The organism is Geodermatophilus sp. SYSU D00703 (assembly GCF_054050155.1).
On record NZ_JBJGYU010000008.1, the window covers coordinates 84,517 to 111,214 of the forward strand.

21 protein-coding genes are annotated in these 26,698 nt (G+C 74.3%); 6 read left to right on the forward strand and 15 right to left on the reverse strand.

Annotated features, from left to right (window positions below):
- Positions 1 to 68: 68 nt before the first annotated feature.
- From ACI782_RS10840 to ACI782_RS10880, 9 genes are all read right to left on the reverse strand, one after another.
- On the reverse strand, positions 69 to 3,704 hold the full coding sequence (locus tag ACI782_RS10840) for a CDP-glycerol glycerophosphotransferase family protein (RefSeq protein WP_456908970.1): 3,636 nt from the start codon (positions 3,702 to 3,704) through the stop codon (positions 69 to 71).
- Between the two features lie 17 nt (positions 3,705 to 3,721).
- A complete protein-coding gene (locus tag ACI782_RS10845; RefSeq protein ID WP_456908972.1) occupies positions 3,722 to 5,533 on the reverse strand; it encodes a CDP-glycerol glycerophosphotransferase family protein in 1,812 nt (603 codons plus the stop codon).
- Entirely contained in the window at positions 5,530 to 7,290 is a 1,761-nt protein-coding gene (locus ACI782_RS10850) for a CDP-glycerol glycerophosphotransferase family protein (RefSeq protein WP_456908974.1), read from the reverse strand. Before ACI782_RS10850 ends, ACI782_RS10845 begins: the two co-directional genes overlap by 4 nt.
- Entirely contained in the window at positions 7,287 to 8,387 is a 1,101-nt protein-coding gene (locus ACI782_RS10855) for an acyltransferase family protein (RefSeq protein WP_456908976.1), read from the reverse strand. The genes ACI782_RS10850 and ACI782_RS10855 overlap by 4 nt, the downstream gene beginning before the upstream one ends.
- Positions 8,384 to 9,130: an ABC transporter ATP-binding protein gene (locus ACI782_RS10860; protein ID WP_456908979.1), complete on the reverse strand. Its 747-nt coding sequence runs from the start codon at positions 9,128 to 9,130 to the stop codon at positions 8,384 to 8,386. Before ACI782_RS10860 ends, ACI782_RS10855 begins: the two co-directional genes overlap by 4 nt.
- A 3-nt stretch (positions 9,131 to 9,133) precedes the next feature.
- Positions 9,134 to 9,982 carry an ABC transporter permease gene (locus ACI782_RS10865; RefSeq protein WP_456908981.1) on the reverse strand — a complete coding sequence of 283 codons (849 nt, stop codon included), beginning with the start codon at positions 9,980 to 9,982 and terminating at the stop codon, positions 9,134 to 9,136.
- Positions 9,979 to 11,046, reverse strand: coding sequence for a glycosyltransferase family 2 protein (locus ACI782_RS10870; RefSeq protein ID WP_456908983.1), 1,068 nt, complete (start codon positions 11,044 to 11,046; stop codon positions 9,979 to 9,981). The genes ACI782_RS10865 and ACI782_RS10870 overlap by 4 nt, the downstream gene beginning before the upstream one ends.
- Positions 11,047 to 11,189: 143 nt before the next feature.
- Positions 11,190 to 11,858 (reverse strand): response regulator, encoded by a 669-nt coding sequence (locus tag ACI782_RS10875; RefSeq protein WP_456908985.1) that lies wholly within the window; start codon positions 11,856 to 11,858, stop codon positions 11,190 to 11,192.
- On the reverse strand, positions 11,855 to 13,033 hold the full coding sequence (locus tag ACI782_RS10880; RefSeq protein WP_456908987.1) for an ATP-binding protein: 1,179 nt from the start codon (positions 13,031 to 13,033) through the stop codon (positions 11,855 to 11,857). The genes ACI782_RS10875 and ACI782_RS10880 overlap by 4 nt, the downstream gene beginning before the upstream one ends.
- 175 nt (positions 13,034 to 13,208) lie before the next feature.
- On the opposite strand from ACI782_RS10880, the gene ACI782_RS10885 reads away from it, so the two are divergent.
- Positions 13,209 to 14,093, forward strand: coding sequence for a PspC domain-containing protein (locus ACI782_RS10885; RefSeq protein ID WP_456908989.1), 885 nt, complete (start codon positions 13,209 to 13,211; stop codon positions 14,091 to 14,093).
- Positions 14,086 to 14,388: a hypothetical protein gene (locus ACI782_RS10890; RefSeq protein ID WP_456908991.1), complete on the forward strand. Its 303-nt coding sequence runs from the start codon at positions 14,086 to 14,088 to the stop codon at positions 14,386 to 14,388. The genes ACI782_RS10885 and ACI782_RS10890 overlap by 8 nt, the downstream gene beginning before the upstream one ends.
- A gap of 736 nt (positions 14,389 to 15,124) precedes the next feature.
- Here ACI782_RS10890 and guaA read toward each other — a convergent pair.
- The 3 genes from guaA to guaB are packed head-to-tail and all read right to left on the reverse strand — an operon-like array spanning position 15,125 to position 19,404.
- Positions 15,125 to 16,687: a glutamine-hydrolyzing GMP synthase gene (gene guaA, locus ACI782_RS10895; RefSeq protein ID WP_456908993.1), complete on the reverse strand. Its 1,563-nt coding sequence runs from the start codon at positions 16,685 to 16,687 to the stop codon at positions 15,125 to 15,127.
- Entirely contained in the window at positions 16,687 to 17,880 is a 1,194-nt protein-coding gene (locus ACI782_RS10900) for a GuaB3 family IMP dehydrogenase-related protein (RefSeq protein WP_456908995.1), read from the reverse strand. The genes guaA and ACI782_RS10900 overlap by 1 nt, the downstream gene beginning before the upstream one ends.
- A gap of 3 nt (positions 17,881 to 17,883) precedes the next feature.
- Positions 17,884 to 19,404, reverse strand: coding sequence for an IMP dehydrogenase (gene guaB / locus ACI782_RS10905; protein ID WP_456908997.1), 1,521 nt, complete (start codon positions 19,402 to 19,404; stop codon positions 17,884 to 17,886).
- A 124-nt stretch (positions 19,405 to 19,528) separates the two neighbouring features.
- On the opposite strand from guaB, the gene ACI782_RS10910 reads away from it, so the two are divergent.
- Complete coding sequence (locus ACI782_RS10910) at positions 19,529 to 19,930, forward strand: DUF5319 family protein (protein ID WP_456908999.1); 402 nt, start codon at positions 19,529 to 19,531, stop codon at positions 19,928 to 19,930.
- Positions 19,931 to 20,220: 290 nt separating this feature from the next.
- On the forward strand, positions 20,221 to 21,564 hold the full coding sequence (locus ACI782_RS10915; protein WP_456909001.1) for an S-layer homology domain-containing protein: 1,344 nt from the start codon (positions 20,221 to 20,223) through the stop codon (positions 21,562 to 21,564).
- A gap of 75 nt (positions 21,565 to 21,639) precedes the next feature.
- On the opposite strand, the gene ACI782_RS10920 is transcribed toward ACI782_RS10915, so the two are convergent.
- A complete protein-coding gene (locus tag ACI782_RS10920; RefSeq protein WP_456909003.1) occupies positions 21,640 to 22,389 on the reverse strand; it encodes a LuxR C-terminal-related transcriptional regulator in 750 nt (249 codons plus the stop codon).
- 340 nt (positions 22,390 to 22,729) lie between these two features.
- On the opposite strand from ACI782_RS10920, the gene ACI782_RS10925 reads away from it, so the two are divergent.
- Entirely contained in the window at positions 22,730 to 23,029 is a 300-nt protein-coding gene (locus ACI782_RS10925; RefSeq protein WP_456909005.1) for a WhiB family transcriptional regulator, read from the forward strand.
- Between the two features lie 141 nt (positions 23,030 to 23,170).
- Here the strand turns inward: ACI782_RS10925 and groL are convergent, their stop codons facing one another.
- Together groL and groES are read right to left on the reverse strand one after the other, a co-directional pair.
- Positions 23,171 to 24,814 carry a chaperonin GroEL gene (gene groL / locus ACI782_RS10930; protein ID WP_456909007.1) on the reverse strand — a complete coding sequence of 548 codons (1,644 nt, stop codon included), beginning with the start codon at positions 24,812 to 24,814 and terminating at the stop codon, positions 23,171 to 23,173.
- 150 nt (positions 24,815 to 24,964) lie between these two features.
- Positions 24,965 to 25,273 carry a co-chaperone GroES gene (groES, locus tag ACI782_RS10935; RefSeq protein WP_089402145.1) on the reverse strand — a complete coding sequence of 103 codons (309 nt, stop codon included), beginning with the start codon at positions 25,271 to 25,273 and terminating at the stop codon, positions 24,965 to 24,967.
- A gap of 183 nt (positions 25,274 to 25,456) precedes the next feature.
- Here groES and ACI782_RS10940 point away from each other — a divergent pair, with 183 nt between their 5' ends.
- On the forward strand, positions 25,457 to 26,677 hold the full coding sequence (locus ACI782_RS10940; RefSeq protein ID WP_456909009.1) for a class I SAM-dependent methyltransferase: 1,221 nt from the start codon (positions 25,457 to 25,459) through the stop codon (positions 26,675 to 26,677).
- The last annotated feature ends 21 nt before the right edge of the window (positions 26,678 to 26,698 follow it).

The window sequence follows — 26,698 nt, forward strand, 5'->3', positions numbered from 1 at the left end:
TCTCCCCGGCACGGCGGAGGGGCCCGCTCCCCCGGGAGCGGGCCCCTCCTCGCCGGTGCACCGGGCGCTCAGCGCGCGGGTGCGTCCCCCCGCGGCACGAAGACGGCGTCCACCAGTCGGGCGCTCGCGGCGCCGTCCTCGCGCGGCAGGTAGTCGCGGCGGAACCGGGCGTAGGCCTCTGCGTACCGCTCCCGGACCCCGTCGAGGTCACGCAGCTGCGCGACGAGCTCCGCCCGCTCGGCGGTGAGCGGCCCGGGCGCCGTCGGCTCGTAGTCGATCAGCCAGCCCCGGGCCTCGCGGTAGCGCTCCAGGTCGGGGACGTGGAACACCATCGGCTTGCCGGTGACCGCGAAGTCGAACCGCAGCGACGAGTAGTCGGCGACCGCGGCGTCGGCGGCCAGGTAGAGGTCGGAGACCTCGGGGTAGTCGGTGACGTCCCGCATCGTGCCCCGGCTGCCCAGCCGCTCCCCCGAGCGCGCGTTGAAGGCGTGGCTGCGGTTGAGGACGACGTAGCCGTCGCCCAGGTCCCCGGCCAGCTCGTCGACGCCGACCAGGTCCAGCAGCTGGGCCCGGTGGTTGTCCTCGGCGACGTAGTCACGGAAGGTCGGCGCGTAGAGGACGGCCACCTGGTCGTCCCGCAGGCCGAGCGACCGCCGCACCGTCGCGCGGACCTCGTCCGCGTCGGGTGCCAGCAGGGCGTCGTTGCGCGGGTAGCCGATCTCCAGGACCTCCCCCGGGAACCGGAACTCGCGGCGCAGCAGCGGGGTGGCGTACGGCGCCGGGGAGACGACGTAGTCCCACTGGGCCGCACGCCGGTCGTAGGCCTCGACCAGCGTCCGGGAGAAACCCGCCGCCGCCCAGTGGGCGTGGCCCATGAGCTTGAACGGGTAGCCGTGGAAGGTCTGGATCAACACCTGGCCGGCGGGCTTGTCGTGGAACACCGGCTGGTACATGTTGTCCATGTAGTAACGGGAGGTCCGCAGCAGCCGGTACCACTCGGGGCTGCTGTGCACCACCGGCTCGACGCCGTCGGGCACCGGCACCGAGAAGTCCTTGACCGCCCAGCGGACCGGTAGGTCGGCGCCCCGTCGCCGCAGTTCCCGGAGCAGCCCGATGCCGCTGTCGGTCGCCGACTCCCCGAAGTAGGAGCGCAGCAGCAGGCCGTCGTACCGCTCGGGCAGGAACGCGGCCGAACGCTTCGCCAGATCGGTCTGCGCGGCCCGGGAGCGGTACGCGTCGCCGCGTGGGGTCAGCAGGCTGAGCTGCAGTCGTCCCCACCCCGTCCGCGTCATCCGGCCGGCGAGCCGGTCGGCCTCGAACGCCTGCGGGAACCGCCGGGTCAGCTGCCGGTCCACCACGACGGCGGTCTGGGGACCCTCGGCCGGCACCGAGTCCAGCCAGTACTTGCCCGCGGCGAGCGGCAGCTCCCCGAAGCGGCCCCGGCGGGCGGTGAGGGGGATGCAGGCGGCGAACCGCCCGTCCCGCGGCTCCACGGGTACGCCCTCGGTGTCCCCCAGGACGCCGGTGACGCGCAGGGCGACGCCGGCCGGAACGCCCTCGGCCGCGCCGCTGACCTCCAGGACGCCGTCGTCGCCGATCCGCGCGTCCTCGACCACCACGACGGCGTTGCGCCACTCGATGACCCCGAGGTTGCCCCGTCGCGTGCGCTCCAGCGCCAGCACGCTGTCCCCGTCCCGTCGGGGCGCCAGGAGGTCCTGGTCCCAGGTGCAGGTCAACGCGGCCACCGCGCCGGTGGCGGTCTCTCCGCGCAGCGCCCACCGCTTCTGGACGGGGGAGAGCAGCGGGCCGTCGTCCGGCAGCGGTGGCAGGGAGAGGACGATCTCCTGCGTCCCGTCCTCCGCGGGAGCGGCGACCTCGACCCGGTGCCGCTGCTCGTCCTCCCCCGGGGTGCCGGGGACCACGACGTGCGCGGCGGTCAGCGGCCGGCCGGCCACCGGCCGCACGGTGGCGCGCAGCGTGCGGCCCTCCAGCGCGGCCGCGAGCACGACCGGCCGGGGCTTGTCGCGGAACAGCTGCAGGGGACCCCTGGCCCGGTGGTCGAGGACGAGCCGGAGCCCGTCGGGCTCGACCAGCGCCTCGAGCAGCGCGGACGACCCGGTGGTGGCCACCGACGTGACGGCGGTCGTCACGGTGAAGCCCGCGGTCCGGACCTCGAGCTCGACACGCCACCGCTGCCCCGGCCGCCCGTCCACGACGAGGTCGGTGGGCAGCTCCACGCGGAACGCGGACGGCGAGTACTCGGCGTGGTCGGCGTTGCCGGCCGGGTGCAGCGCCGGGTCGTCGACGGAGGTGGCCGGGACGAGCACCCGCTCGTCGCCGTCCTCGGTGCGCAGGACGGCGACCACCTCGGTGCGGTGCTCCCGCAGGTCCAGGTGCGGGATGTGGGCGTGGCCCTCGAGGACCAGCCGCGGCCGGCCGCCGTCCTGCGTCGCCCAGCGGATCCGGCGCACCTGGTGACGCACCGTGAGCTGGTCGGCGCGCAGCAGGAACAGCTCGTCGCCCAGGCCCAGCTCGACCCGGTCCTGCAGGGGCAGGTGCAGCAGCACGCCGTCGGGCCGCACGGTCGCGGGGAAGGTCTCGGTGCGCTGCCCGTTCTCCCTGCGGAACTCGAGGAACTCCTCGCGCAGCCCCCGGCGCACCAGCTCGATCATGACCCGCCGGTGCGGCGGGGTGCCGTGCCAGACCTGCTCGGGGACGCCGGCGGCGAGATCGGCCAGGGACTCGTGCAGGACCTGCCAGTACTCCTCGTCGTCGATCGCCGACCGGTTGTCCAGGTACCAGTGGAAGTGCGTGCTGAAGAGGGTCTGCAGCCAGGCCTGGTAGACCTCTTCGGAGGCCTCGGCGCCGAGCGCCTCGCGGCTCACCCGCCACGCCGCGACCCGGTCGCGGAGGTCCTTGACCGTGCCGGTCTGCTGGCTGATGGAGCTGGCGTCCTCGCGGGCGCGGTACTCGTAGACGGTGGTGCTCAGGACGTCGATGCCGGAGGCGCGCACGAACAGCTGGCTGACGATCGGCTGGTCCTCGTACGCGACCCCCTCACGGAACCACAGGCCGCACTCGTCCCAGAACGAGCGCCGGTAGACCTTGCACCAGGTGTAGTTGTTGCGCAGGAGCGCGGGGAACTCCTTGATCGTCACGCCGATGCGGTCGCTGTCGTGCACCGTGGTGATCCACTCGGGCGCCCAGGTCCGGGTGGAGTTGAACCGCACGATCGAGCCGACCGCGAGGTCCGAGCCGCTGCGCTCGCAGGACCGCACGAGCGCGGAGAAGGCGCCGGCCGGGAGCCGGTCGTCGCTGTCGACGAACATGAGGTAACGCCCGACGGCCTGCCGCAGACCGGCGTTGCGGGCGGCGCCCAGCCCGGCGTTGGCCTGGCGGTGGATCCGGATGCGCCGGTCGCGGCGGGCGTAGGCCCTGGCGATGGCGAGCGACTCGTCCGGGGACCCGTCGTCGACGACGACGACCTCGAAGGAGGTCAGGTCCTGGGCCAGGATGCTGTCGAGGCACTCGGCGAGGTACTCCTCGACGTTGTAGATGGGCAGCACCACGCTCAGCAGCGGCGGGCCCCCCGGGGCGATCCGCCCGCGGACCGCCTCCGGGAGGCGCTGCGCGAGCCGCTTGCCCGTGCTGATCACGCGCCGCGGCGTTCGTGCCGCCACCGTCTGCACCAGCTGTGACCTCATCGCCTCGTTCGTCCCCCTCATGCGATGCGCCGGTCACCCTGGGCGGGCGACGACGGCACCACGGTCGAGCCCGGAGCAGGCTCCGGGCGGTTGGTCCTCAGCGGGCCGGATCGGACGACGTCGCGCACGGCGGCGGCGAAGCGGTCCTGCGGATCGCCGTCGTCGTCCCCGAGCAGGTGGCGCCGCACGCATTCCCGCTCGGGCCGACGCCGGTCGCCCCCGCTGGCGTCCAGCACGTCCGCCTCCAGCGTGGACAGCGCCGGGTCCCACAGGGCGGCGCCGGCGGACGACGGGAACTCCCGCCGGTACTCGTCCTCGGCCAGCTGCTGCGGGTTCGTCATCACGTACGGCTTGCCCGACCACAGGAAGTCGGTGACGACGCTGGAGACGTCGGTGACCAGCAGGTCGGCCTCGTTGAACGCCCCGTACAGCCCCGACAACCCGTCGACCGCGGCGTGCGGCGCGCCCCGGCGGCGGACCGCCGCGACCACCCGCTCGGCAGCGCCGCGGTAGGCCTTGTCCACCGAGCCCGACGCCGGGTGCGGCTTCACGAGGACGCGGACGCCGTCCATGGCCATGAGCCGCGTGACGATCTCCTCCCCCATGGGCAGCAGGGAGGAGTAGCTCCAGGCCGCGTAGAAGCCCTCCCACGTCGGCGCGTACAGCACGGTGAACGGGCGGGCCGGGTCGTGGGCGCGGTGGCCGCGGACGCGGGCGATCTCCGACAGCTGGGGGCGGCCGACCTCCCGGATCTGCTCGTCCCGCACGCCGACGCGGGCGGTGCGGTAGCGCTCGCGCCCGGCCGGCCCGGCCACCCAGACCTCGTCGTAGATCCGGCTGATCGGGGTGGAGCTGCCGCCCTTGTCGCTGTCGCCGTGGCCGATGAAGACGTCGGTGATGCCGGGGACGCGGATCAGGTGGTTGTTCTGCACGATGTTGGTCGGGTACAGCGCGAGCGACATCGAGGGGACGACCACACCCTCGACGTCGGTCGCGCGCGGCACGCACAGCGCCGGCAGCCGTCGGCTGTCCAGCTGCTCGAGGTGGACACCCTGGCGCACCATGACGAGGACCGGCTCGTCGAGCCGCTCGAGCACCGGGACCCAGGTGTTGAGGGCGTGCGTGCTCGTCGGCGGTCCGCCGAAGTACACGACGACCCGGGGCGCGAGCACCTCCAGCGCCTCCCGCACCGCTGCCACGACGTCGTCCCGCTCGCGGACCGGGAGCCGGCGGACCCGCCACCGCAGGGTCAGCGCCACGGTCGCGTCCACCAGGACGACGAGGGCACCGGCGGCGGGCAGCCAACCGGGCGCCCCGCCGTACAGGACCGCCAGCAGCCCGCCGGCGACGAGGAGGTCGGCGCCGTAGACGGCCTCCGGGCCCACCGCGCGCAGCCACCGGCCGAGCGGGTGCTCTGCGGGCAGCGCGAGGGCGGGCACCTCGAGGTGTCGCCACTGCAGGGGCCAGACGCTCCTCGCCCGCAGCTCCCGCGCAGCGTCTGCGACGAGCGCCCGGCCGAGGACGAGCACGACCGCGCAGAGCAGCACGGCGACCGGCAGCCAGCCCGGCCCCCCGTCGGCGCGCAGCGCGAGCACCAGCAGCAGCGCGATCCGGACGACCCAGCGCACCGGCCGGCCGAACTGCGCCAGGTCCAGCGCCCGGGTGACCGTGGGCAGCCGCGCGGCGATCCACGCCTCCAGGCCCACGGTGGCCGCCAGCGCGACGACGAACGCCGTGGGCGACGGAAGCAGGGCCGCCACGGCGAGCAGCAGGTGGAGCACCGCGAGCGGGCCCAGGGAGGCGCCCCACTTGAGCACGACCGACCTCACCGGGCTCCCTCCACCAGGACGGGACGGTCCTCCACCGCCGCGCGGGACCGCGCCACGAACGCGGCCACCTCGTCGGCGAAGTCCGCCACCGGGTCCTCCCGGCGCGGACCGAGCAGGTAGCGCGCCAGTTCCTCGCGCCGGGCGGCCAGCGGGTCCCGCACCACCGCCTCGTCGACGAGGGCGAGGACGTCGTCCTCCGGGGACAGCACCGCACCGCCCCGGGTCGTCGGGAACCGCGTGTGCAGCTCCTCCACCGCCAGGCCCCGGGGGTTGGCGACGACGTAGGGCCGGCCCGTGGCCAGCCAGTCGCTGAGGACGCTGGACACGTCGGACAGGAGCACGTCGGCCTCGCGCATCGCCTCGTACAGCGCCTCCGGGCCGTCGTCCACCCGCCGGTGCGGCGAGTCGGCGAGCAGCGCCTCGATCTCGGGCACGGCGGCCGCGACGTCCTCACGGCGCTCGCCGGAGGCGGGGTGCGGCTTGAACAGCACGCGCACGCGGCCGGAGCCGACCAGGGTCCGGACGGCGCGCACGCCCAGCTCGCCCAGCGAGCAGTAGTCGGAGTGCTCGTAGAAGCCCTCCCACGTCGGCGCGTACAGCACCGTCGGCACGCGGGAAGCCGGCCCCGCGGGCTCGGCGGCCCGGGACAGCCCGGCGAGCTGCGGGCGGCTGACGAACCGGATCTGCTCGTCCCGCACGCCCTCGTCCACGGCCAGGTAGCGGTCCCGGCCGGCCGGGCCGGCCACCCAGATCTCGTCGTACACGCGGGTCACCGGGCTGAAACTGCCCGCCTTGTCGCTGTCGCCGTGCCCGATGAAGGCGTGCCGGATCCCGGGCAGCCGGATCATGTGGTTGTTCTTGACGACGTTGGTCGGGTAGAGCGCCACCCGCATGGAGGGCACCTGGGCCAGCTCGACGTCCTGGGCGGCCGGCAGGACCACCACGGGCAGGCCGGTGAGGTCCAAGGCCTCGAGGTGGTGGGCCTCGCGGAGCACCACGACGACCCGGTTGCGCAGCGCGCGCAGGGTGTCGAGCCACACCCGCAGGGCATAGGACCCGGACGCCGGGCTGCTGAAGTACAGGACGACCTCGGGAGCGAGCTGCTCCAGCGCCGTCACCACGGCCGGGAGGACGGTCGCGGTGGGGGCGCTGCGAGCGGCGCGCTCGCGCAGCGCGGCGCGGCCCACGAGGACGCCGGCGCCGGCCAGCACCGCGGCGAGCAGCGCCCAGCAGGCCACCCCCGTCGCTCCCTGCACGGGGACGATGACCGCGAGGAGGGCGGCGGCCAGGAACCCGCCCTCGAGCAGCGCGAGCGCGTCCTCGTCGCGGTTGGGCGCCGGCTCCTGCACGGGCACCGCCGCCGGGCCGGTCGTCGCGCCGGCCACGTCGAGACCCTGCCAGCGCACCTGCTTGCGGATGTGCCGCCGGGCGCGACGCCACAGGACGAGCAGCGCGGAGCGGGTGAGCGCCAGGGCACCGGCCGCGACGACGAACCCGGTCAGCACCACCAGGGCGGTCCCCGCGCCGGCGACGGCGTACAGGACGAGCGCCGCGCGGACCGGCCAGCGCACCTCGGCCCCCAGCTGCAGCCGGCGCAGGGCCGCCGCGCTGCCCGGTGCCGAGCGCCGGACCCACAGCTCCGCGAGGATCGCGACGCCGATGGCCACGCAGGCCGCCCAGCCGAGGCCGGTGACGGCGACGGCGGCCGCGTACGGCAGGGCGAGCACCGCCTGCCAGGGGATCAGCGAGGAGGTCACGAGTCCCGAGCTCCCGCCCGGTTCCCGGAGCCCGTGGGTGCAGGCCGCACGAGCCACGGCACTCGCGGCTCGACGAGCCAGCGGGAGCCCCGGCGGACCGGCTCCGTGGACAGCACGCAGGTCCACGCGACCGCCAGGAGGACCAGGAGGGCGAACCGCGGTGCGGAGTCGAACCAGTCCAGCACCCCGGTCTGCTCGCGGAGGAGGTAGATCGGGAAGAGGTGGAGCATGTAGACGTACATCGTCGCGGTGCCCCACCGGGTGACCCGGCTCGCGGACCGCGGGACGAGCACGAGCACGCAGGCACCGAGCAGCACCGCGAGGCCGAGCAACCCCAGCCGGACGAGGCCGGCCCACCACTCGGGCACGCCGAGGTCGACGTAGTTGGACTGCATCTGGGTGAAGCCGCGCAGCTGCCACTCGCGGACGTCGTCCACGCGCAGCCAGGCGACCACGGGCGCCGCGACCAGGACCGTGGCCGCGGCGAGCCGGGCCCGCCGGGTCGGCCGGCTCAGCACGCCTGCCCACCAGCCGGGCCGGCCCCGTTCCTTGACCAGCCAGCCCAGCACGAAGAACGGCAGCATGCCGAGGATCCGGCCGTTGTCGAAGCTGCCGCCGGCCCCCGGGAAGTAGCCGGAGACCACGGCCACGGCCACGGCCACGGCCAGCGGGTGGCGCAGCGCGGCGAGCACGGGCAGCAGCAGCCGCCAGACGGCCAGCGCGAGGAGGAACCACAGGTGCGACCACGGACGGGTCAGGTCGAGGGTGGCGTCCTCCTCGACCGTCAGCCGGACGAGGAACCAGATCGCGCTGAACGCCACGTACGGGACCAGCAGCTGGGTGACCAGCTTGCGGCCGGCCGAGCGGTCGATCCGGTCGCTGGCGAAGCGGCCCGAGACGAAGGCGAACAGCGGCATGTGGAAGGCGTAGATCGCGACGTACAGCGCGGCCATGAGGTCGGCGTCGCTGAGCTTCTCGATCGAGTGCCCCACGACGACGAGGGCGATCGCCACGAAGCGGACGTTGTCCCAGAACGGTTCACGGGCCGTTCCCACTTGCCGCACGACGTTGCGCTCCCGGGTGTCGATGACGGTCACGGGGTCGACGTCTCCTCCTCGGAGTACGCGGTGAGGACGTCGGCCATCGGGCCGTCGGCCACCAGCTGCCCCTTCCGCAGGTACAGCCCCCGGTCGCAGAAACGTCGCAGGTCCTTGTCGCTGTGCGAGACGAGGAACAGCGTCCGTCCCGAGGCGAGGAGCTCCTCGATGCGGGCATAGCACTTGCGCTTGAAGGCCTTGTCGCCGACGGCCAGGACCTCGTCGACGAGGATCACCGGCTCCTCCAGCCGGGACACGACGGCGAACGCGACCCGCACCTTCATCCCGCTCGACAGGTGCTTGTAGGGAGTGTCCAGGAAGTCGGCGATCTCGGCGAACGCGACGATCTCGTCGAAGCACTCGGCGATGGCGGGTCGGGTCATGCCGTGCAGCCCCGCCGTCAGCCAGATGTTGTCCCGGACGGTGAGGTCGCTGACGAACCCACCGGTGATCTCGATCAACGGCGCGACACCCGCGCGCACGTCGACGTGGCCCCGGTCGGGGAGCATGACGCCGGCGATGAGCTTGAGCAGCGTCGACTTGCCCTGGCCGTTGCGCCCGACGACGCCGATGCCCTCGCCGGGCCGCACGTCGAAGGAGACGCCGTCGAGCGCCCAGAACTCGCCGGGGCGGGCGCCCCGGTCGCCGCGGATGAGGAAGTCGCGCACGCTGCGGTGCCGCTTGCCGCGCGTGAAGCGGACGCCGGCGTCGCGGACGGAGATCACCGGGTCGAGGGTCGCCACCGCTCAGACCTCCTTGAGGACGGTGCGCTCGAGCCGTGCGAAGACCCACCAGCCGACGAGGAGCAGGCCTACCGAGAACCCCACGCTCACCCCGACGTGCCCCCAGTCGACCGCTCCCGGGAAGAACCCGGCGCGGCACAGCTCGAGGATCCCCGCGAGCGGGTTGAGCGCGAAGAGGGCGTCCCAGGGCTCGGGGACGTCGCGCACCGCGAAGATGACCGGTGTCGCGTAGAAGCCCAGGCGCAGCGCGATGCGCACGACCCGCTCCAGGTCGCGGACGAGCACGACGAGCGGCGCCAGGAGCAGCCCGACCCCGAGGGCGAGCACCGTCATGAGGAGGATCCCCGGGATGAGCAGGACCAGGTGCCAGTCGACCGGCGCGCGGTAGACCAGGGCGAACAGCAACAGCACCGGCAGGCTGAGCAGGAACTCGACGCCCTTGGACAGGACGACGCGGACGACCCAGACCTCACGCGGCACGTTGGTGGACCGGACGAGCTTGGCCTCGGTGTGCAGGGCCTTGGCCGCGTCGGTGACCGCGCCGTTGAACCAGGTCCAGGGCAGCAGCCCGGCCAGGAGGAAGACCATGTACGGCTCGGCGCCCACGGTGCGCGTGAAGACCTGCGTGAAGATGAACCAGTAGATCCCGGCCAGCAGCAGCGGCTCGAGGATCGACCACAGGTAGCCCAGCGCCGACGAGGCGTAGCGGACCTTCAGGTCGCGGGCGACGAGCAGCCGCACGGCGCGACGGCGCTGCCACAGCGCGGCCGGGCGGGCCAGCGCGCCGGGACGCCGGGTCGCGGGGCCGGAGCCGCCCGCGACGGCCGTCGCGCGCGCCTCCGTGGCCGTCACCGGCCACCGCCCCGCAGGCCGGGGCGCCGGCCGAACAGGAAGCCGCTGCCCCAGCTGAGGTGGACGGTGGCGAGCACGGCCGGCAGCCAGGCGCGGGCCCGCCAGGAGAGGTCGTCGGACTCGGCCGCGGCCGCGCCGACCACGCCGGCGCCGTAGAGCACCGGGGCCAGCCAGCCCCACCGGAGGGTGGAACGGCCGGTGACGGCGCCGAGCACGCCCACCGTCGTCCCCACGAGGATGGCGGCGGTGGCCGTCGGCGGCGCGAGGTAGCGGGGCCGGATCGAGTCGGGGTGCTGCCGGATGACCTCGCGGCGCCACTTGCCGGTGTGGAAGAACTGCCGGACCAGCTCGGTCCAGGACGAGCGCGGCCGGTAGGTGACCGCGAGGTCCGGGGAGAACCAGACGACGCCGCCGGACTGCCGGATGCGGTGGTTGAGCTCCCAGTCCTGCGCGCGGTGGTAGTGCTCGTCGAAGCCGCCGAGGCGCTCGAGCACCTCCCGCCGGAACACCCCGAGGTAGACGGAGTCGGCCGGGCCCTCCGTCCCGCCGACGTGGAAGCTGCCGCCCCCGAGGCCGACCTTGGAGGCGTAGGCGCGGGCGACCGCCTGCTCGAAGCCGGTCTCGCCGACGGCGAGCATCAGACCGCCCACGTTGGCCGCACCGGTCTCCTCGAGCAGGCAGACCGCCCGCTGGAGGTACCCGGGCAGCAGGATCCCGTGGCCGTCGACCCGCGCCACGATCCCGTGGCTGGACGCCTGGACGGCGACGTTGAGGCCGGCGGGGGTCTTCCCGCTCGGGTTGCGCACCAGCTTGATGCGCGGGTCCGCGGCTGCCAGCTCGCGGGCGATCCGGTCGGTGTCGTCCCGGGACGGGCCCAGGGCGATGACCAGCTCGACCTCACCGCCGTACTCCTGCGCGAGGATCTCCGCGACGCTCGTGGCCAGGTGCCGGGCCTCGTTGAGCACGGGCATGATCACCGACACCGACGGCCACGCACGTTCCACCCCCGCGATCATCCACTCGTGTGGGTGACCGTCGGAGGCGGGCACGTACGTCTCTGTCATGGCACTGCGACTCTAGGTTCCGTGACGGTTCGGATCCGCCCACTGTCGTCGATTCGTCGACATGTGCCAGCCGCGACACGCCACTGGGTTCACACAGGGCACGCGGATCCCACCAGAGGGACGGACCACTCCGTCCGCGGCCGTCAGAGGAGCCGGTTGGTGGCCGCCCACCGGGTGAGCTCGTTGCGGTTGGACAGCTGCAGCTTGCGCAGCACGTTGGACGCGTGCGACTCCACCGTCTTCACCGAGATGAACAGCCGCGAGCCGATCTCCCGGTAGGTGTAGCCGCGGGCCAGCAGCTGCATGACCTCCCGCTCGCGGGCGCTGAGCAGGTCCAGTCCCGGGTCGGTCGCGGGGTCCTCCGACGGCGCGGGCGCCGACGCGGAGGTCGCGGCGAAGGCGTCGAGCACGAAGCCGGCCAGCCGCGGGCTGAACACCACGTCCCCCTCGGCGACCCGCTGGACCGCGTCGAGCAGGTCCGGGCCGGAGATGGTCTTGGTGACGTAACCGCGGGCGCCGGCGCGGATGACCGCGATGACGTCCTCGGCGGCGTCGGACACCGACAGCGCCAGCCAGCGCACCTCCGGCAGCTCCGCGCGCAGCTCCTGGAGCACCGCGTGTCCGCCACCGCCGGGCAGGTGGACGTCGAGCAGGACGACGTCGGGCACCGTGGCCCGGATGCCCTCGACGGCGCCGGCGACGTCGGCCGCCTCGCCCACGATCGCCACCGCGTCGCCGAGCTCGGTGCGCACGCCCGACCGCACCATCGCGTGGTCGTCGACGAGGAAGACCCGCGGCCGCTGCCCGGTCACGCGGCCTCCTCCCGCGGCAGGTACATCTCGACCTCGGTCCCCTCCCCCGGCGCGGAGCGCACCGTCGCCGTCCCGCCGACCCGGGACAGCCGGCCGGTGACCGAGTCGCGCAGGCCGCGCCGGTCCCCGGGCACCGTGGCCGGGTCGAACCCGGCGCCGCGGTCCCGGACGAAGACCGACACCTGGGCCGGCGTCACCTCGGTGTACAGGTCCGCCGACGTCGCACCGGAGTGCTTGGCCGCGTTCACCAGGGCCTCCTTGGTCGCGGCGCCGAGCGCGGCGAGGGCGTCGTCGACCGGTGCGTCGCCGACGACGACCGACTCCACCGTGAGCGCGTGGTCGGCCTCGACGTCGGCCACCAGCCCGGACACCAGCGCCGCCCACGTCCCCTCCGCCGACTTCTCCGGCTCGTAGAGCCAGGTGCGCAGCTCGCGCTCCTGGCTGCGGGCCAGCCGGGCGACGGCCTTGGGGTCCTCGGCGTGCCGCTGGATGAGCGCCAGCGTCTGCAGCACCGAGTCGTGCAGGTGGGCGGCGACGGCGGCTCGCTCCTCGGAGCGGACGCGGGCGGTCCGCTCCGCCTCGCGGGAGGCCAGCAGCCGACGCCACAGCGGTGCGGTGGCCAGCGCGATGCCGACGAGGATGACCAGGGTCGCGGCGAAGCCGTTGCGGGCGTTGGCCAGCTGGCCGGTGGTGGCCAGCAGGAGCACCAGCCCGACGATGCCGAGGGCGATGCCCCCGGCCAGCACCCACGGGACGCCGGGCCGGGCCAGGGTGCGGTCGGTGTCCAGCTGCCGCCAGATGACCGCCAGCCCGGCGCCGACGAGGACCAGCGGGACGACGAGGCCGCTGTTGCCCCAGGTGGCCAGGTTGGTGACCAGGACCAGCGCCCCGAAGCCGAGCAGCGTCAGGCCGAGCGCCTGGCGACGGCTCGGCTCCATGTCCGGCACGGCGATCTCGGGCACCGCGTCGACGTCGGCCACCGGCATGAACCACCACAGCAGCGCGTAGGCGATGACGCCGATGCCGGTGACGGCCAGGACGACGAAGGCGATCCGGACGACGATCGGGTCCAGCCGCAGGTGCACCGCCGTCCCCGCGGCGACACCCGCGAGCAGCCGTCCCGAGCGCGGGCGCGCCAGTTGCGGGCGCTGTGGCACCAGGGCGGTCGTCGTCACGCTGACGATCGTCGCACCCGACGGTGCCGGCCCATACCGGTGATCACCCTGGAGTACCGGACCAGGGTCGATTGGGGGCCTTCCCTGATGTCCGGGGAGGACGGCGCGGTGCAGGCTCTGTGCCATGACCTCCGTACCGCCTCCTCCCCCGACACCCCCCGCTCCCCCGCCGCCCGTGCCACCGGCCGCGGAGTACCCCCCGCCCGGCCCGCCGGTCCGGCCGCAGCTGCGGCGCAGCCGCACCGACAAGGTCATCGGCGGTGTCTCCGGTGGCCTGGCCGAGTACAGCGGCGTCGACCCGCTGCTGTGGCGGGTCGGCTTCGTCGCCCTGACGCTGGCCGGCCCCGGCATCCCGGTCTACCTGCTGCTGTGGCTGTTCATGCCGGCCGGCCCCGGCGGCACCGGGCTCGCCCACGGGATCCGCGACCGGGCACCGGCGGGTCCGCGCTCCCCGGTGCCGGGGGTGACGCTGGCCGGCCTGCTCATCGTCGTCGGCACGCTGGTGCTGATCAGCCGGTTCACCGACTGGTCGATCGGCCCCCGGTGGGTCCTCGGCTCAGGGCTGCTGGTCGTCGGGCTGGGCCTGGTGGCCGCCGCCTTCGCCGGAGGACGCCGGGCCAAGGGCGGCTTGATCGTCCTCGGCGCGGTCCTCTCGCTGGCGCTGCTCGCGGCGGCATCCGAGCCGTGGCGCGACGCGGAGAACGGCATCGGCGACCGCCCCTACCGGCCGGCCACCGCCGCGGAGGTCCGCCCCGAGTACCACCTCGGGGTCGGGGACGCCGTGCTCGACCTGACCGACCTCGACCTCGCCGGGCGGGACGTCCCGGTCACCACCCGGATCGACGCCGGGGTGGGCGACGTGGAGGTCCTCGTCCCCCGCTCGGCCGACGTCCGGGTCGAGGTCGAGACCGGCATCGGCGACGTCGACGTCTTCGACGAGGGCGCGGCCGACGGCTACCACGCCGGGTCCGGGCCGGCGCCCTGGAGCAACGACGGCGACCCCGAGATCGTGCTGACCATCAACGCCGGCATCGGCGACGTGGAGGTGTCCCGTGCCTGACTACAGCGAGTTCCCGACGACCCCCACCGCCTGGCAGGAGCACGCCTGGGGTGACGTCACCCCGGTCGCCCCGCTGCCCGTCGAGGACCCGCCGCCGCCCCGGCGCCGCGGCGTGGACCTCACCGCCCTGGTCCCCGGCGTCCTGTTCGTCGTCCTGGCGATCTCGGTGATGGCGGGTGCGGCGTTCCCGCTGGACCTGTTCGACGACGGCGGGCTGCTGTGGCTGCTGCTCATCGGGGGCGGGGTGGCCCTGCTGCTCAGCGAGGTCCGGAAGGCCCGGCGCAGGCGGCGCTGATCCACACGGGGGTGGAGACGAGAGGGCCCGGGGAGCGATCCGCTCCCCGGGCCCTCGACGTGTGGGACGGCCTCGCTGCAGGGACCCGCGTCGGGTGGCTCAGCGCGGTGGTCGGGAGGTACCAGGTCGAACCCCTCCGCGGCGGCGGCGTCCCTCAGTCGGTGGCCGAATGCGACGACCGTGGAGCACTCCGGCACTGCGCGGCGTGCCCCTACGGCGCTCGCCAACCGGACAGCGTCGGACGCGCGCAGCCCGTGTACGGCGCACAGTCGAGCTGCCTCGTCGAGGAGCGCTGCCGTCGTGGCCACGGCGACGAACCGTGGGGCTTCGTCCACGGACCCGGACCAGTCCGCCTCGAAGGCAGCGGTGAGCACACGGGCGCCGTCCCGGTCCAGCTCGCCGAGTCGCTGCTTGCGCCGCACCGCCGAGGCACCTCCACCCGCGCCAACTGGGCGACGACGAGGTGGGCCGGTTCCCGGACCTGCTCGTGGCCGGGCTCGTCGGCATAGAGCTTGACCAGCGCGCTCGAGTCGGCGAAGGGGGTCACGACCGGTCGGCCGCCACGATGTCGGAGAGCGGCGTCCCGCGACCGGCCGCCGCCCGCGCCGCCGATCGCACCCGGTCCACCAGGTCATCGGTCGTACGCATGGCGGGGCAGGATGACGTACTGGAACGGCCCCGTCGCAGGGACCCGCGGCCGAGCGTCAGCGAGGGCGTGGGGGCGACGGGGGTCCTTCTACTCCCACTCGATGGTGCCCGGCGGCTTGCTGGTCACGTCGAGCACGACGCGGTTGACCTCGGGCACCTCGTTGGTGATCCGCGTCGAGATCCGCGCCAGGACGTCGTAGGGCAGGCGGGTCCAGTCGGCGGTCATCGCGTCCTCGCTGGACACCGGCCGCAGCACGATGGGGTGGCCGTAGGTGCGGCCGTCGCCCTGGACCCCCACCGAGCGGACGTCGGCCAGCAGCACCACGGGGCACTGCCAGATCTCCCGGTCGAGGTGGGCCGCGGTGAGCTCGGCACGGGCGATGGCGTCGGCCTTCCGCAGCACGTCGAGCCGCTCCTGGGTGACCTCGCCGACGATCCGGATGCCGAGGCCCGGGCCCGGGAACGGCTGCCGCCAGACCAGCGACTCCGGCAGCCCGAGCTGCAGGCCGACCTCGCGCACCTCGTCCTTGAACAGCGTGCGCAGCGGCTCGACCAGGGTGAAGGTGAGGTCCTCGGGCAGCCCGCCGACGTTGTGGTGGCTCTTGATGTTGGCCGTTCCCGTGCCGCCGCCGGACTCGACGACGTCGGGGTAGAGCGTCCCCTGCACGAGGAAGTCGACGGTCTCCCCGTGCGCCTGCGCGTCGGCGACCACGTCGGTCGCGGCCTGCTCGAAGACCCGGATGAACTCCCGGCCGATGATCTTGCGCTTCTGCTCCGGGTCGCTGACCCCGGCCAGCGCGGTGAGGAACTGCTCGCGGGCGTCGACCACCCGCAGGTCGGCGCCGGTGACGGCGACGAAGTCCCGCTCGATCTGCTCGGTCTCGCCCGCGCGCATCAGCCCGTGGTCGACGTAGACACAGGTCAGCCGGTCCCCGATGGCGCGCTGCACGAGCGCCGCGGCGACCGCGGAGTCGACCCCGCCGGAGAGCGCGCACAGCGCGCGACGGTCGCCGATCCGGGCGCGGATCCGCTCCACCTGCTCCTCGACGACGTTGGCCATCGTCCAGGTCGGCTCCAGGCCCGCGATGTCGAACAGGAAGTGCTCGAGCACCGTCTGACCGTGCGCGGTGTGCCGCACCTCGGGGTGGAACTGGACGCCGGCGAGCTTGCGGTCGACGTCCTCGAACGCGGCGACCGGCGCCCCGGTGGACGTCGCGGTCACGGTGAACCCGGGCGGCGCGGCGCTGACGGCGTCCCCGTGGCTCATCCACACCGACTGCTCGACCGGCAGCTCCCCGAACAGCCGCGCCTGCGTGGTCACGGTCAGCGGCGTGCCGCCGTACTCGCGGTCGCCGGTGCGGGCGACGGTCCCGCCCAGGCTCTGGGCCATGGCCTGGAAGCCGTAGCAGATGCCGAACGCGGGCACCCCGGACTCGAACAGCGTCGCGTCCACCTGGGGCGCCTCGGGCGCGTAGACGCTCGACGGCCCGCCGGAGAGGACGATCGCCGCGGGCTTGCGGGCGACGATCTCCTCGGCCGGCACGTCGGACGGGACGATCTCGGAGTAGACCCCGGCCTCGCGGATCCGCCGCGCGATCAGCTGGGCGTACTGGGCGCCGAAGTCGACGACGAGGACGGTGGGGAACTCCATCAGGCGTCCTGCTGGGGCTGGTGGCCGCCGATGCTCTGCTGCCCGGGGGCCCCGTCCCGGGGGGCCCCACCCCCTGTGACGAGGTCGACCCGCTGGAACTCCTTGAGGTCGCGGTACCCGGTCTTGGCCATGGTCCGGCGCAGCGCGCCGAACAGGTTGGTCCGCCCGTCGGCGGTGCGCGCCTCACCCAGGAGGACGTCGTGCAGCGACCCGACGGGGGCGACCGGCGCGGACGTGCCGCCCCGGGGCAGCCGCGGGTGGGCGGCCACCGAGTCCCACCAGATGCCGCCGCCCGGGGCCTCCGCCGCCGCGCGCAGCGGCTCGCCGACCTGGACGGCGTCCGCACCGCAGGCCAGCGCGCGGGCGATCGCGCCGCTGGTCTCGATCCGGCCGTTGGCGATGACGTGCACGTAGCGACCGCCGGTCTCGTCGAGGTAGTCCCGGCGGGCCGCCGCGGCGTCGGCGATCGCGCTGGCCAGCGGCACCCGGATGCCCATGACCGTGTCGGTCGTGGAGTAGCTGTCGGCGCCGACGCCGACGATCACCCCGGCGGCGCCGGTGCGCATCAGGTGCAGCGCGGTCTGGTAGTTGGCCGCCCCGCCGACGATCACCGGGACGTCGAGGTCGGCGATGAAGTCCTTGAGGTTGAGCGCCTCGCCGGAGGTGGTGACGTGCTCGGCGGAGACGATCGTGCCCTGGATGACCAGCAGGTCGACGCCGGCGGCGAGCACGGTCGGGGCGAGCTGGAGGGTGTGCTGCGGGGAGACCCGCACCGCCGTCGTCACCCCGGACTCACGGATCTCCTTGACCCGCGCGGTGACCAGGTCCGGCTTGACCGGCTCGGCGTAGACCTCCTGCAGCAGCGCCACCGGCGGGGCGCCGTCGCCCGCCGCCTCGCGCAGCCGCCGGTACACCGGCGCCGGGTCGTCGTAGCGGGTCCACAGGCCCTCGGCGTTGAGCACGCCCAGGCCGCCGGCCTGCCCGATGGCGATCGCCGTGGCCGGGCTGACCACGGCGTCCGAGGGGCTGGCCACGAGCGGGATCTCGAACCGGAAGGCGTCGATCTGCCAGGCGGTCGAGACGTCGTCCATGTCCCGGGTGCGCCGGGACGGGACGATGGAGACCTCGTCGAGGTCGTAGCCGCGGCGGGCGAAGCGGTTGAGGCCGATCTCCACGGTGTCGCGCACGCTCATCGGTCAGCGCCCCCGGTAGTTCGGTGCTTCCACCGTCATCTGGATGTCATGGGGGTGGCTCTCGACCAAGCCGGCCGAGGTGATCCGGGTCAGCTGCCCGCGCTCCTGCAGCTCCTCGACGCTGGCCGCGCCCGCGTAGCCCATCGAGGCGCGCAGGCCGCCGACGAGCTGGTGGGCCACGCCGGCCAGCGGGCCGCGGTAGGGCACCTGCCCCTCGATGCCCTCGGGGACGAGCTTGTCGTCGGAGAGGACGTCGTCGGCGAAGTAGCGGTCTCGGCTGTAGGACTGGTTGCCGCGCTTCTGCATCGCACCCAGCGAACCCATGCCGCGGTAGGTCTTGAACTGCTTGCCGTTGACGAAGACCAGGTCGCCCGGCGCCTCCTCGACGCCCGCGAACAGGCCGCCGATCATCACCGTGTCGGCGCCGGCGACCAGCGCCTTGGCGATGTCGCCGGAGTACTGCAGCCCGCCGTCGGCGATGACCGGGATCCCGGCCGGCTTGGCGGCCAGCGCCGCCTCGTAGACGGCGGTGACCTGCGGGACGCCGACGCCGGCGACCACCCGCGTGGTGCAGATCGACCCCGGGCCGACGCCGACCTTGACCGCGTCCACCCCGGCGTCGATCAGCGCCTGCGCGCCGGCGCGGGTGGCGACGTTGCCGCCGACGATCTGCACGCCGCGCTCGCCGGAGCCGAAGTCGGCGCGGACCCGCGCCACCATGTCCAGCACCGCCCGCTGGTGGCCGTGCGCGGTGTCGACGACGACCACGTCCACCCCGGCCTCGACCAGCAGGCCGGCCCGCTTGTAGGCGTCCTCGCCCACACCGACCGCGGCGGCGACCATCAGCCGGCCGTCGACGTCCTTGGTCGCGAGCGGGTACTGGTCGCGCTTGACGAAGTCCTTGACGGTGATCAGCCCGCGCAGCCGGCCGGCGTCGTCGACCAGCGGCAGCTTCTCGACCTTGTGCCTGGACAGCAGCCCGAGCGCGGTGTCGGGGTCCACCCCCACGGGGGCGGTGATCAGCGGCATCGGCGTCATGACGTCGCGGACCAGGCGGTTCTTGTCGGTCTCGAACCGCATGTCGCGGTTGGTGCAGATGCCCACCAGGACGCCGTCGGCGTCGACGACCGGGGCACCGGAGATCCGGTAGCGGGCCGACAGCGCGTCGAGCTCGGCGAGGGTGTTGTCCGGGGAGGCGGTCACCGGGTTGGTGACCATGCCGGCCTCCGAGCGCTTCACCAGGTCGACCTGGCCGGCCTGCTCCTCGGCCGCGAGGTTGCGGTGCAGCACGCCGATGCCGCCGACCCGTGCCATGGCGATCGCCATGCGGGCCTCGGTCACGGTGTCCATCGCGCTGGAGACCAGTGGCACCGCCAGGCGGACGCCGCGGGTAAGCCGGCTGCTGGTGTCGACCTCGGCCGGGACGACGTCGGACGCCCCGGGGACGAGCAGGACGTCGTCGTAGGTCAGGCCGAGCGGCGCGAACTTCGCCGGCAGCTCGGGGACGAACTCGTCGGGCTGCATGGATGCCGCCACCCCTCCGGATCGGCCGGCACCCTCTCCTGGGCGCGCGGGGAGCCTGTTCCGATCGTAGGCGGCGGCCTTCCGCGCTCGATGTGATCCCCGTCAGGCCACTACCGTGGAGCCCGTGAGTACGTGGGACGACGCTTCCGGGCCCGACTTCGGGCCCGCCGACCAGCCAGGTCCGCCGCCGCTGACCATGGAGGAGCGGGCCGGCGTCCTGGACGACCTCGCGGAGCTGGAGGTGTTCCGGACCCTGTTGGAACCGACCGGCATCAAGGGCATCGTCGTCGACTGCCCCGACTGCGACGAGGAGCACCACGTCGACTGGGCGCTGATGCAGGCCAACCTGCGCCAGCTGCTCGAGGAGGGGCAGACCGGCCGGCACGAGCCGCCGTTCGACCCCGACCCGGACGACTACGTGAGCTGGGACTACGCCAGCGGCTACGCCGACGGGGTGGCCGCGATGGCCGAGCGCGAGGAGCCCGGCGGCGAGGGTCGCGGCGGCAGGCACGCCCGCGACGACTGAGCCACCGCGGTCCTCCGGACCGCACCGCGGCCGGTCGCCGTCCCCGGTCGACCCTGTACCCACCGCCGCCGCGAGCGGTGCCCGGCCCGGTGGCCGTGCGCCTCTCCGACGACACCCACCCCTCCCTTCCCGGCGGGACCAGCCGTCACACCGACGCGTCCCGGGTCCCCGACCGGGCGTCGTCCCGTTGATACGAACGCCTCGGTCCCACTCGGGACCGCACGGCTGAGCCGGTCGCTCCCCCTCGCGACGTCCGGCACCGGACGACGCACGGAGTGGGTGATCCCGGCATGGGTCTGCGACGGACAGCGACGATCGTGGTGGGGCTGACGCTGGCGCTCCTGGTGGCGGGGCTGCCCCTGGCCGCTCCGGCGCCCGCCGCAGCAGGCGGCTTCCGGGACGTCCCGGCCGGGTCGCAGTTCGCCGCGGACGTCGACTGGCTGGTCACCGAGGGGATCGCCAGCGGCTACCGGGACGGCACCTTCCGGCCCACCGCCCCGGTGACCCGGCAGGCCATGGCGCTGTTCCTCTACCGGTTCTCCCACCCGGGCGGCGGGACACCGGCGTGCGACCCCGACGATCCGGGCCCGTTCTCCGACGTCGCCCCCTCCGACGCCGCGTGTGGGGCGATCCGGTGGCTGGTCGGCGTCGGGGTGACCAGCGGCTACGACGGCGGCGTGTTCAAGCCGGGCGCCGCCGTCACCCGGCAGGCCATGGCCCAGTTCCTTTACCGGCTCAGCCACGGCAGCGCCGCGGCCCCCGGCTGCACCAGCGGGCCGTTCTCCGACGTCGCCCCCTCCGACGCCGCGTGTGGGGCGATCAGCTGGCTGGTCGGCGTCGGGGTGACCGGCGGCTACGCGGGTGGCGTGTTCAAGCCGGGCGCCGCCGTCACCCGGCAGGCGATGGCCGCCTTCCTGCACCGCTACTGGCAGGTCCTCAACGCCGATCTCGGGGCCGACGTCTCCTACCCCCAGTGCCCGAGTTCCCGACCCGCCGGGCAGGCCTTCGGGATCGTGGGGGTCAACGGTGGCAAGCCGACCACCTGGAACCCGTGCCGCACGGATCAGCTGAGCTGGGCGGCCGGTTCCACCGGTGCGACGTCGCAGCCGCGGGTGCAGCTCTACGTCAACACCGCGAACCCCGGAGCGGTGACGCCCCGGGTGCCGTCCTGGCCGACCGCCGGCACCAACCGGTACGGCACCTGCACGGGGGGCAACGACAGCGCCTGCGCCTACGAGTACGGCAGGGCACGCGCGACGGAGGACCTCGCCGCGGTGAGCAGCCCCCCGGACTTCGTCTGGTGGCTCGATGTCGAGACGCTCAACTCGTGGGACGACACTCCCGGTGGCACCACGCGCAACGTCGCGGTGCTGGAGGCCATGACGGAGACGCTGAGAGCCGCCGGGGTCACCACGGTCGGCCTGTACTCGACCGGCTACCAGTGGGGCGTCATCGCCGGATCGAGCGTCGGGCCGGACAGTCCGCTCAACGGCCTGCCGAGCTGGATCGCCGGGACGGCCGATGTCACCTCCGCCTGGCGCAACTGCACCCGGCCCCCGCTGACCGCCGGCGGCCGGGTCGTCCTCGCCCAGTTCATCGCCGACGGCTTCGACCGCAACCACCCCTGCGTCTGACCGCAGCCCGACACGCGCTGAGCGCCCTCCCCCGGCTCGGGGGAGGGCGCTCAGCGCGTCGTCAGGACGGCGACGTCACTGCATCATGCCGCGGCGGAAGCCGGTGGCCACCGCCTCGGCGCGGTCCTTGGCCCCGAGCTTGCGGAACAGCCGCCGGGCGTGGGTCTTGATGGTGTCCTCGGACAGGTACAGCTCACGGCCGATCTGGGCGTTGCTCTTGCCTTGGCTCATGCCGGTGAGCACCTGCATCTCCCGCATCGACAGGCTGACCGGGGCGGGCTCGCGGACCGTGGAGCGCACCGTCGTCGGGCTGACCCCGGCCAGCGGGGACGCCCCGGTCCACGACGGCGCACCGGTGGAGGCGCCGACCGACGCGAGCGGCACCGGCTGCTGCGGGATCGCCGGCGCCGGGCCGCGCCCGTCGACCCGCAGACCGACCCGGGAGAGCCCCAGGCCCATCTCCAGGGCGGTGGCGTCCCAGCGCAGGTAGCCCCGGGCGCCGACCGCGACCGCCGCGCGGACGGTCTCGGCGTCGTCGGGTGCGCCGAGCACGAGGACGGGCAGCCTCGGGTGGGCGCGCAGCGCCTGGGTGGCGACGGTGAGCCCCGAGTCCACGGCCCGCTGGGTGCCGATCAGGAGGACGTCGGGCATCCGGGTGGCCAGCCGGGCCATGAGGGCCGCGGCGTCGCCGACGACCTCCACCCGGCCGACGAACGGCAGAGCCACCAGCCGGCCCGCGATGTCGTCGCGGACCCGCCGCCGCTCGTCGTAGACCCACACGGTCGTCGTGCCGTGGCCCGGACCGCGCATCCTGTCGTCGATCACGCCTGCTCCTCGCTCCCCCGGCTCGTGTCGGCCGAGTCCCACCGCCCGGTTCCCCCGGCCGGGTGTCGCTCGGGCGGGAGCTCCCCACCCGGGGACCCACCGCCGTCGCTCCGGTCGCGGCCGACGCTCCGGACGGGTGTCCCACGCCGCAGTTCGGCACGACCTACAGCCACCTTGATCGACCGGAGGGCGAGACGACAGCCGCTCTCACCCAGCGGGGGGAGACGTGAGCCGCGAAAATGCGGCGTCACGGTGTGTTTGACCCACGGACACGTCGGGCACCGGCCCCATGCAGCCGGACCGCCCCCTCCGGCTCGCGCCGAGCCGAGGAGGACCTGAGATGGCCGACATCCGCCGCCTGCCCACTCCCGTCGCCGAGGTCTGGGACTGGCAGCTGCACGGAGCCTGCCGTGGCGAGAGCACGGCCCTGTTCTTCCACCCCGACGGTGAGCGCGGCCCGGCCCGGGCCCGTCGCCAGGCGGCCGCCAAGGCCGTGTGCAGCCGCTGCCCCGTCATCGACGCGTGCCTCAAGCACGCGCTGGCCGTCCGCGAGCCCTACGGCGTCTGGGGCGGCATGAGCGAGGAGGAGCGGGCCCGGCTGATCGCCGCGGAGCCCGCCGCCGTCGCCGCGGGGGTGTAGGCGGACCTCCCTGCCCCACGGGACCTGCAGGGAGGCGGAGCCACAGACGACGGAGGGCCGGTCCAGCGAATCGCTGGACCGGCCCTCTCGTGTCCGGCCCCGTCCCGGTCGCGCCGCGCGCGAGCGGGACGGGGCCGTCGTTCAGTGGGCGTGCCCGTGGCCGTGCGAGTGCCCGTGCGTGTGGTGCCCGGCGCCGGCGTGGTCGTGCTCCTCCTCGGGAGCCTCGACGACGGCGGAGTCGGTGGTCAGCACCATCGCGGCGATGGACACGGCGTTGTTCAACGCGGCCTTGGTGACCTTGACCGGGTCGATGACGCCCTGGACCGCCAGGTCGCCGAACTCGCCGGTCGCGGCGTTGAAGCCCGAGCCCTTGCCGGCCTCGCGCACCTTGGCGACGACGACGCGGCCCTCGAAGCCGGCGTTCTCGGCGATCCGCACCAGCGGGGCGTCGAGCGCGGCCTTGACGGCGCGGGCACCGGTCAGCTCGTCACCGGAGAGGTCGAGGGAGTCGATCGCCGCGGTCGCGTGGACCAGCGCCGAGCCACCACCGGGGACGACGCCCTCCTCCACCGCGGCGCGGGTGGCGGCGATGGCGTCCTCGATGCGGTGCTTCTTCTCCTTCATCTCGACCTCGGTGGCCGCGCCGACGCGGATGACGCCGATGCCGCCGGCGAGCTTGGCCAGCCGCTCCTGCAGCTTCTCGCGGTCCCAGTCGGAGTCGGTGGCCTCGATCTCGCGGCGGATCTGCGCCACGCGGTCGCCGATGGCCTCGCGGGTGCCGCCGCCGTCGACGATCGTCGTGTCGTCCTTGGTGACGGTGACGCGGCGGGCGGTGCCGAGCACCTCCGGGCCGACCTGGTCGAGCTTGAGGCCGACGTCCTCGCTGACCACCTGACCGCCGGTGACGACGGCGAGGTCGGTCATGAAGGCCTTGCGCCGGTCGCCGAAGTACGGCGACTTCACCGCGACGACCTTGATCGTCCTGCGGATCGAGTTGACCACGAGGGTGGACAGCGCCTCGCCCTCGACGTCCTCGGCGACGATCAGCAGCGGCCGGCTGCCGGTGGACAGGACCTTCTCCAGCAGCGGCAGCAGGTCGGCCAGCGCGCTGATCTTGCCCTGCACGAGCAGGACCAGGGCGTCGTCCAGGACGGCCTCCATGGCCTCCTGGTCGGTGACGAAGTACGGGGAGAGGTAGCCCTTGTCGAACTGCACGCCCTCGGTGACGTCGAGCTCGGTGGAGAGGGTGTTGCTCTCCTCGACGGTGATGACGCCGTCCTTGCCGACCTTCTCCATGGCCTCGCTGATCAGCTGCCCGACCTCGGCGTCCTGCGCCGAGATCGTGGCGACACCGGCGATGGCCTGCTGGTCGTCGACGGGGGTCGCGACCTCGTCGAGCGCCTTCGTCACCGCGTCGGCGGCCGCGCGCATGCCGGCACCGAGCGCCATCGGGCCGGCACCGGCGGCGACGTTGCGCATGCCCTCCTTGACCAGGGCCTGGGCCAGCACGGTCGCGGTGGTGGTGCCGTCGCCGGCGACGTCGTTCGTCTTGGTGGCGACGTTCTTGGCCAGCTGGGCGCCGAGGTTCTCGTACGGGTCCTCGAGCTCGACCTCGCGGGCGATGGTCACGCCGTCGTTGGTGATCGTCGGCGCGCCGAACTTCTTGTCGAGGACGACGTTGCGCCCGCGCGGGCCGAGGGTCACCTTGACCGCGTCGGCGAGCTTGTCGACGCCGCGCTCGAGCGCGCGGCGGGCGTCCTCGTTGAACTTGATGATCTTGGCCATGGGCCCTTCCGATCTCGGGTGGTGCGGGACCGACGACGACCGCCCCGGGACCCGGTCAGATGCGGGTCGCCGGGGCGGTCGGGTGACGTGCTGGAACGGCCCCGTCTAGAGGCTCGTCCCGAGCACGCGAGGGATGAGGACGGGGTCCTTCTACTTCTCCACGACGGCGAGCAGGTCGCGCGCGGAGAGGACCAGGTACTCCTCACCGGCGTACTTGACCTCGGTGCCGCCGTACTTGGAGTAGATGACCACGTCGCCCACGTTGACGTCGAGCGGCACGCGGTTGCCGTTGTCGTCGATGCGACCGGGGCCCACGGCGATGACCGTGCCCTCCTGCGGCTTCTCCTTGGCGGTGTCGGGGATGACCAGACCGGAGGCGGTGGTGGTCTCGGCCTCGTTGGCCTGGACCACGACACGGTCCTCCAGCGGCTTGATGGTGACCTTGGTAGCGGTCGTCACGTCGGCGACGCCCCCTTCGGTGTCGGACGGCTGGTGGGTGCGGATGCGTGGCACGGTGCGGACGGCCTGCCGTCGCGGGGATCAGGCACCTGCCCGTGTCGATTGGCACTCTACCCATGAGAGTGCCAGCCGCTCAACCGGGTCCCCCGACCGGGCGGAGAGCCGGTGCGTCACGCTGGGAGCGTGCCCGACCAGCCCGCCATCGACGCGCTGGCCCGGCTCCGGTGGCTGCAGACGCCGGAGGGCCGGTCGGCCGCGGCCCGCGCGGCGGGGCTGCTCGCCGAGGGCGCCGACCCGCTGACCGGGCTGGGCCGGCTGCGTGCGGAGGTCGGCCCCGCACACGCCGGGCCGGCGTGGGAGCTGGCGCGGCTGCGTGCCCGCGCGCGCCCGGTGTTCGGTCCGGACGCCGACGCCCTGTTCCTCACCGCCGACACCCTCGAGCAGGCCGGCCGGCCTGGCCTGGCCGCCCGGCGCGCGGCCCGGCTCGTGTCCGCCGGCGACTCGGCCGCCGACCTGGGCTGCGCCTCCGGCACGGACACCGTCGCCCTGGCCCGGGCGGGCGCCTCGGTGGTCGCCGTCGACCGGGACCCGCTCGCCCGGGAGCTCACCGCGGCCAACGCCGCGGCGCTCGGCGTCGCCGACCGCGTCACGGTGCTCGACGGGGACGTCGTCGACCTCGTCGCCGCGGCGGACGGCGGCGCGGTGGCCGGGTGCGGCGCCGCCGTCCTGGACCCCGCCCGGCGGGCCGGCGGACGGCGGCAGCTGGACCCCGACCGCTGGTCCCCGCCATGGTCGACGGTCGCCGCGCTGCTGGACCGCGTGCCACGCGCCGTGGTGAAGGTGGCGCCCGGACTCGACCACGAGCGGGTGCCCGCCGGCGTGGAGGCGGAGTGGGTGTCGGCCGGGGGGTCGATCGTCGAGGCGCTGCTGTGGGGGCGCGGGCTGTCGGCGACGTGGCGGCGGGCGTCCCTGGTGCGCGCGGGCGCGGTGCTGGAGCTGACCGCCGACGCCGACCCGGGGCCGGCACCCGTCGGCCCGGTGCGCGGCTGGCTGCACGAGCCCGACCCGGCCGTCATCCGCTCGGGCCTGGTCGCGCTGGTCGCCGCGGACCTCGGCGCGACGCTGGTCGACCCGACGATCGCCTACCTCACCTCCGACGCCGCGGCCGACTCCCCGTGGGTGGCCTCGTACCGGGTCGGCGAGGTGCTGCCGTTCAACGTGAAGAAGCTCAGGGCCCTGCTGCGGGCGCGCGGCGTCGGCCGGGTCGTGGTGAAGAAGCGCGGCTCGCCGATCGAGCCCGAGCAGCTGGCCCGGCAGCTCCGCGGCCCGGGTGCCGGCTCGGCGGTCGTCGTCGTCACCCGGGTGGCCGGCGCTCCGACGACCCTGGTCTGCGACGCCACCTGACGGCCTTCGTGGCCACTTCGG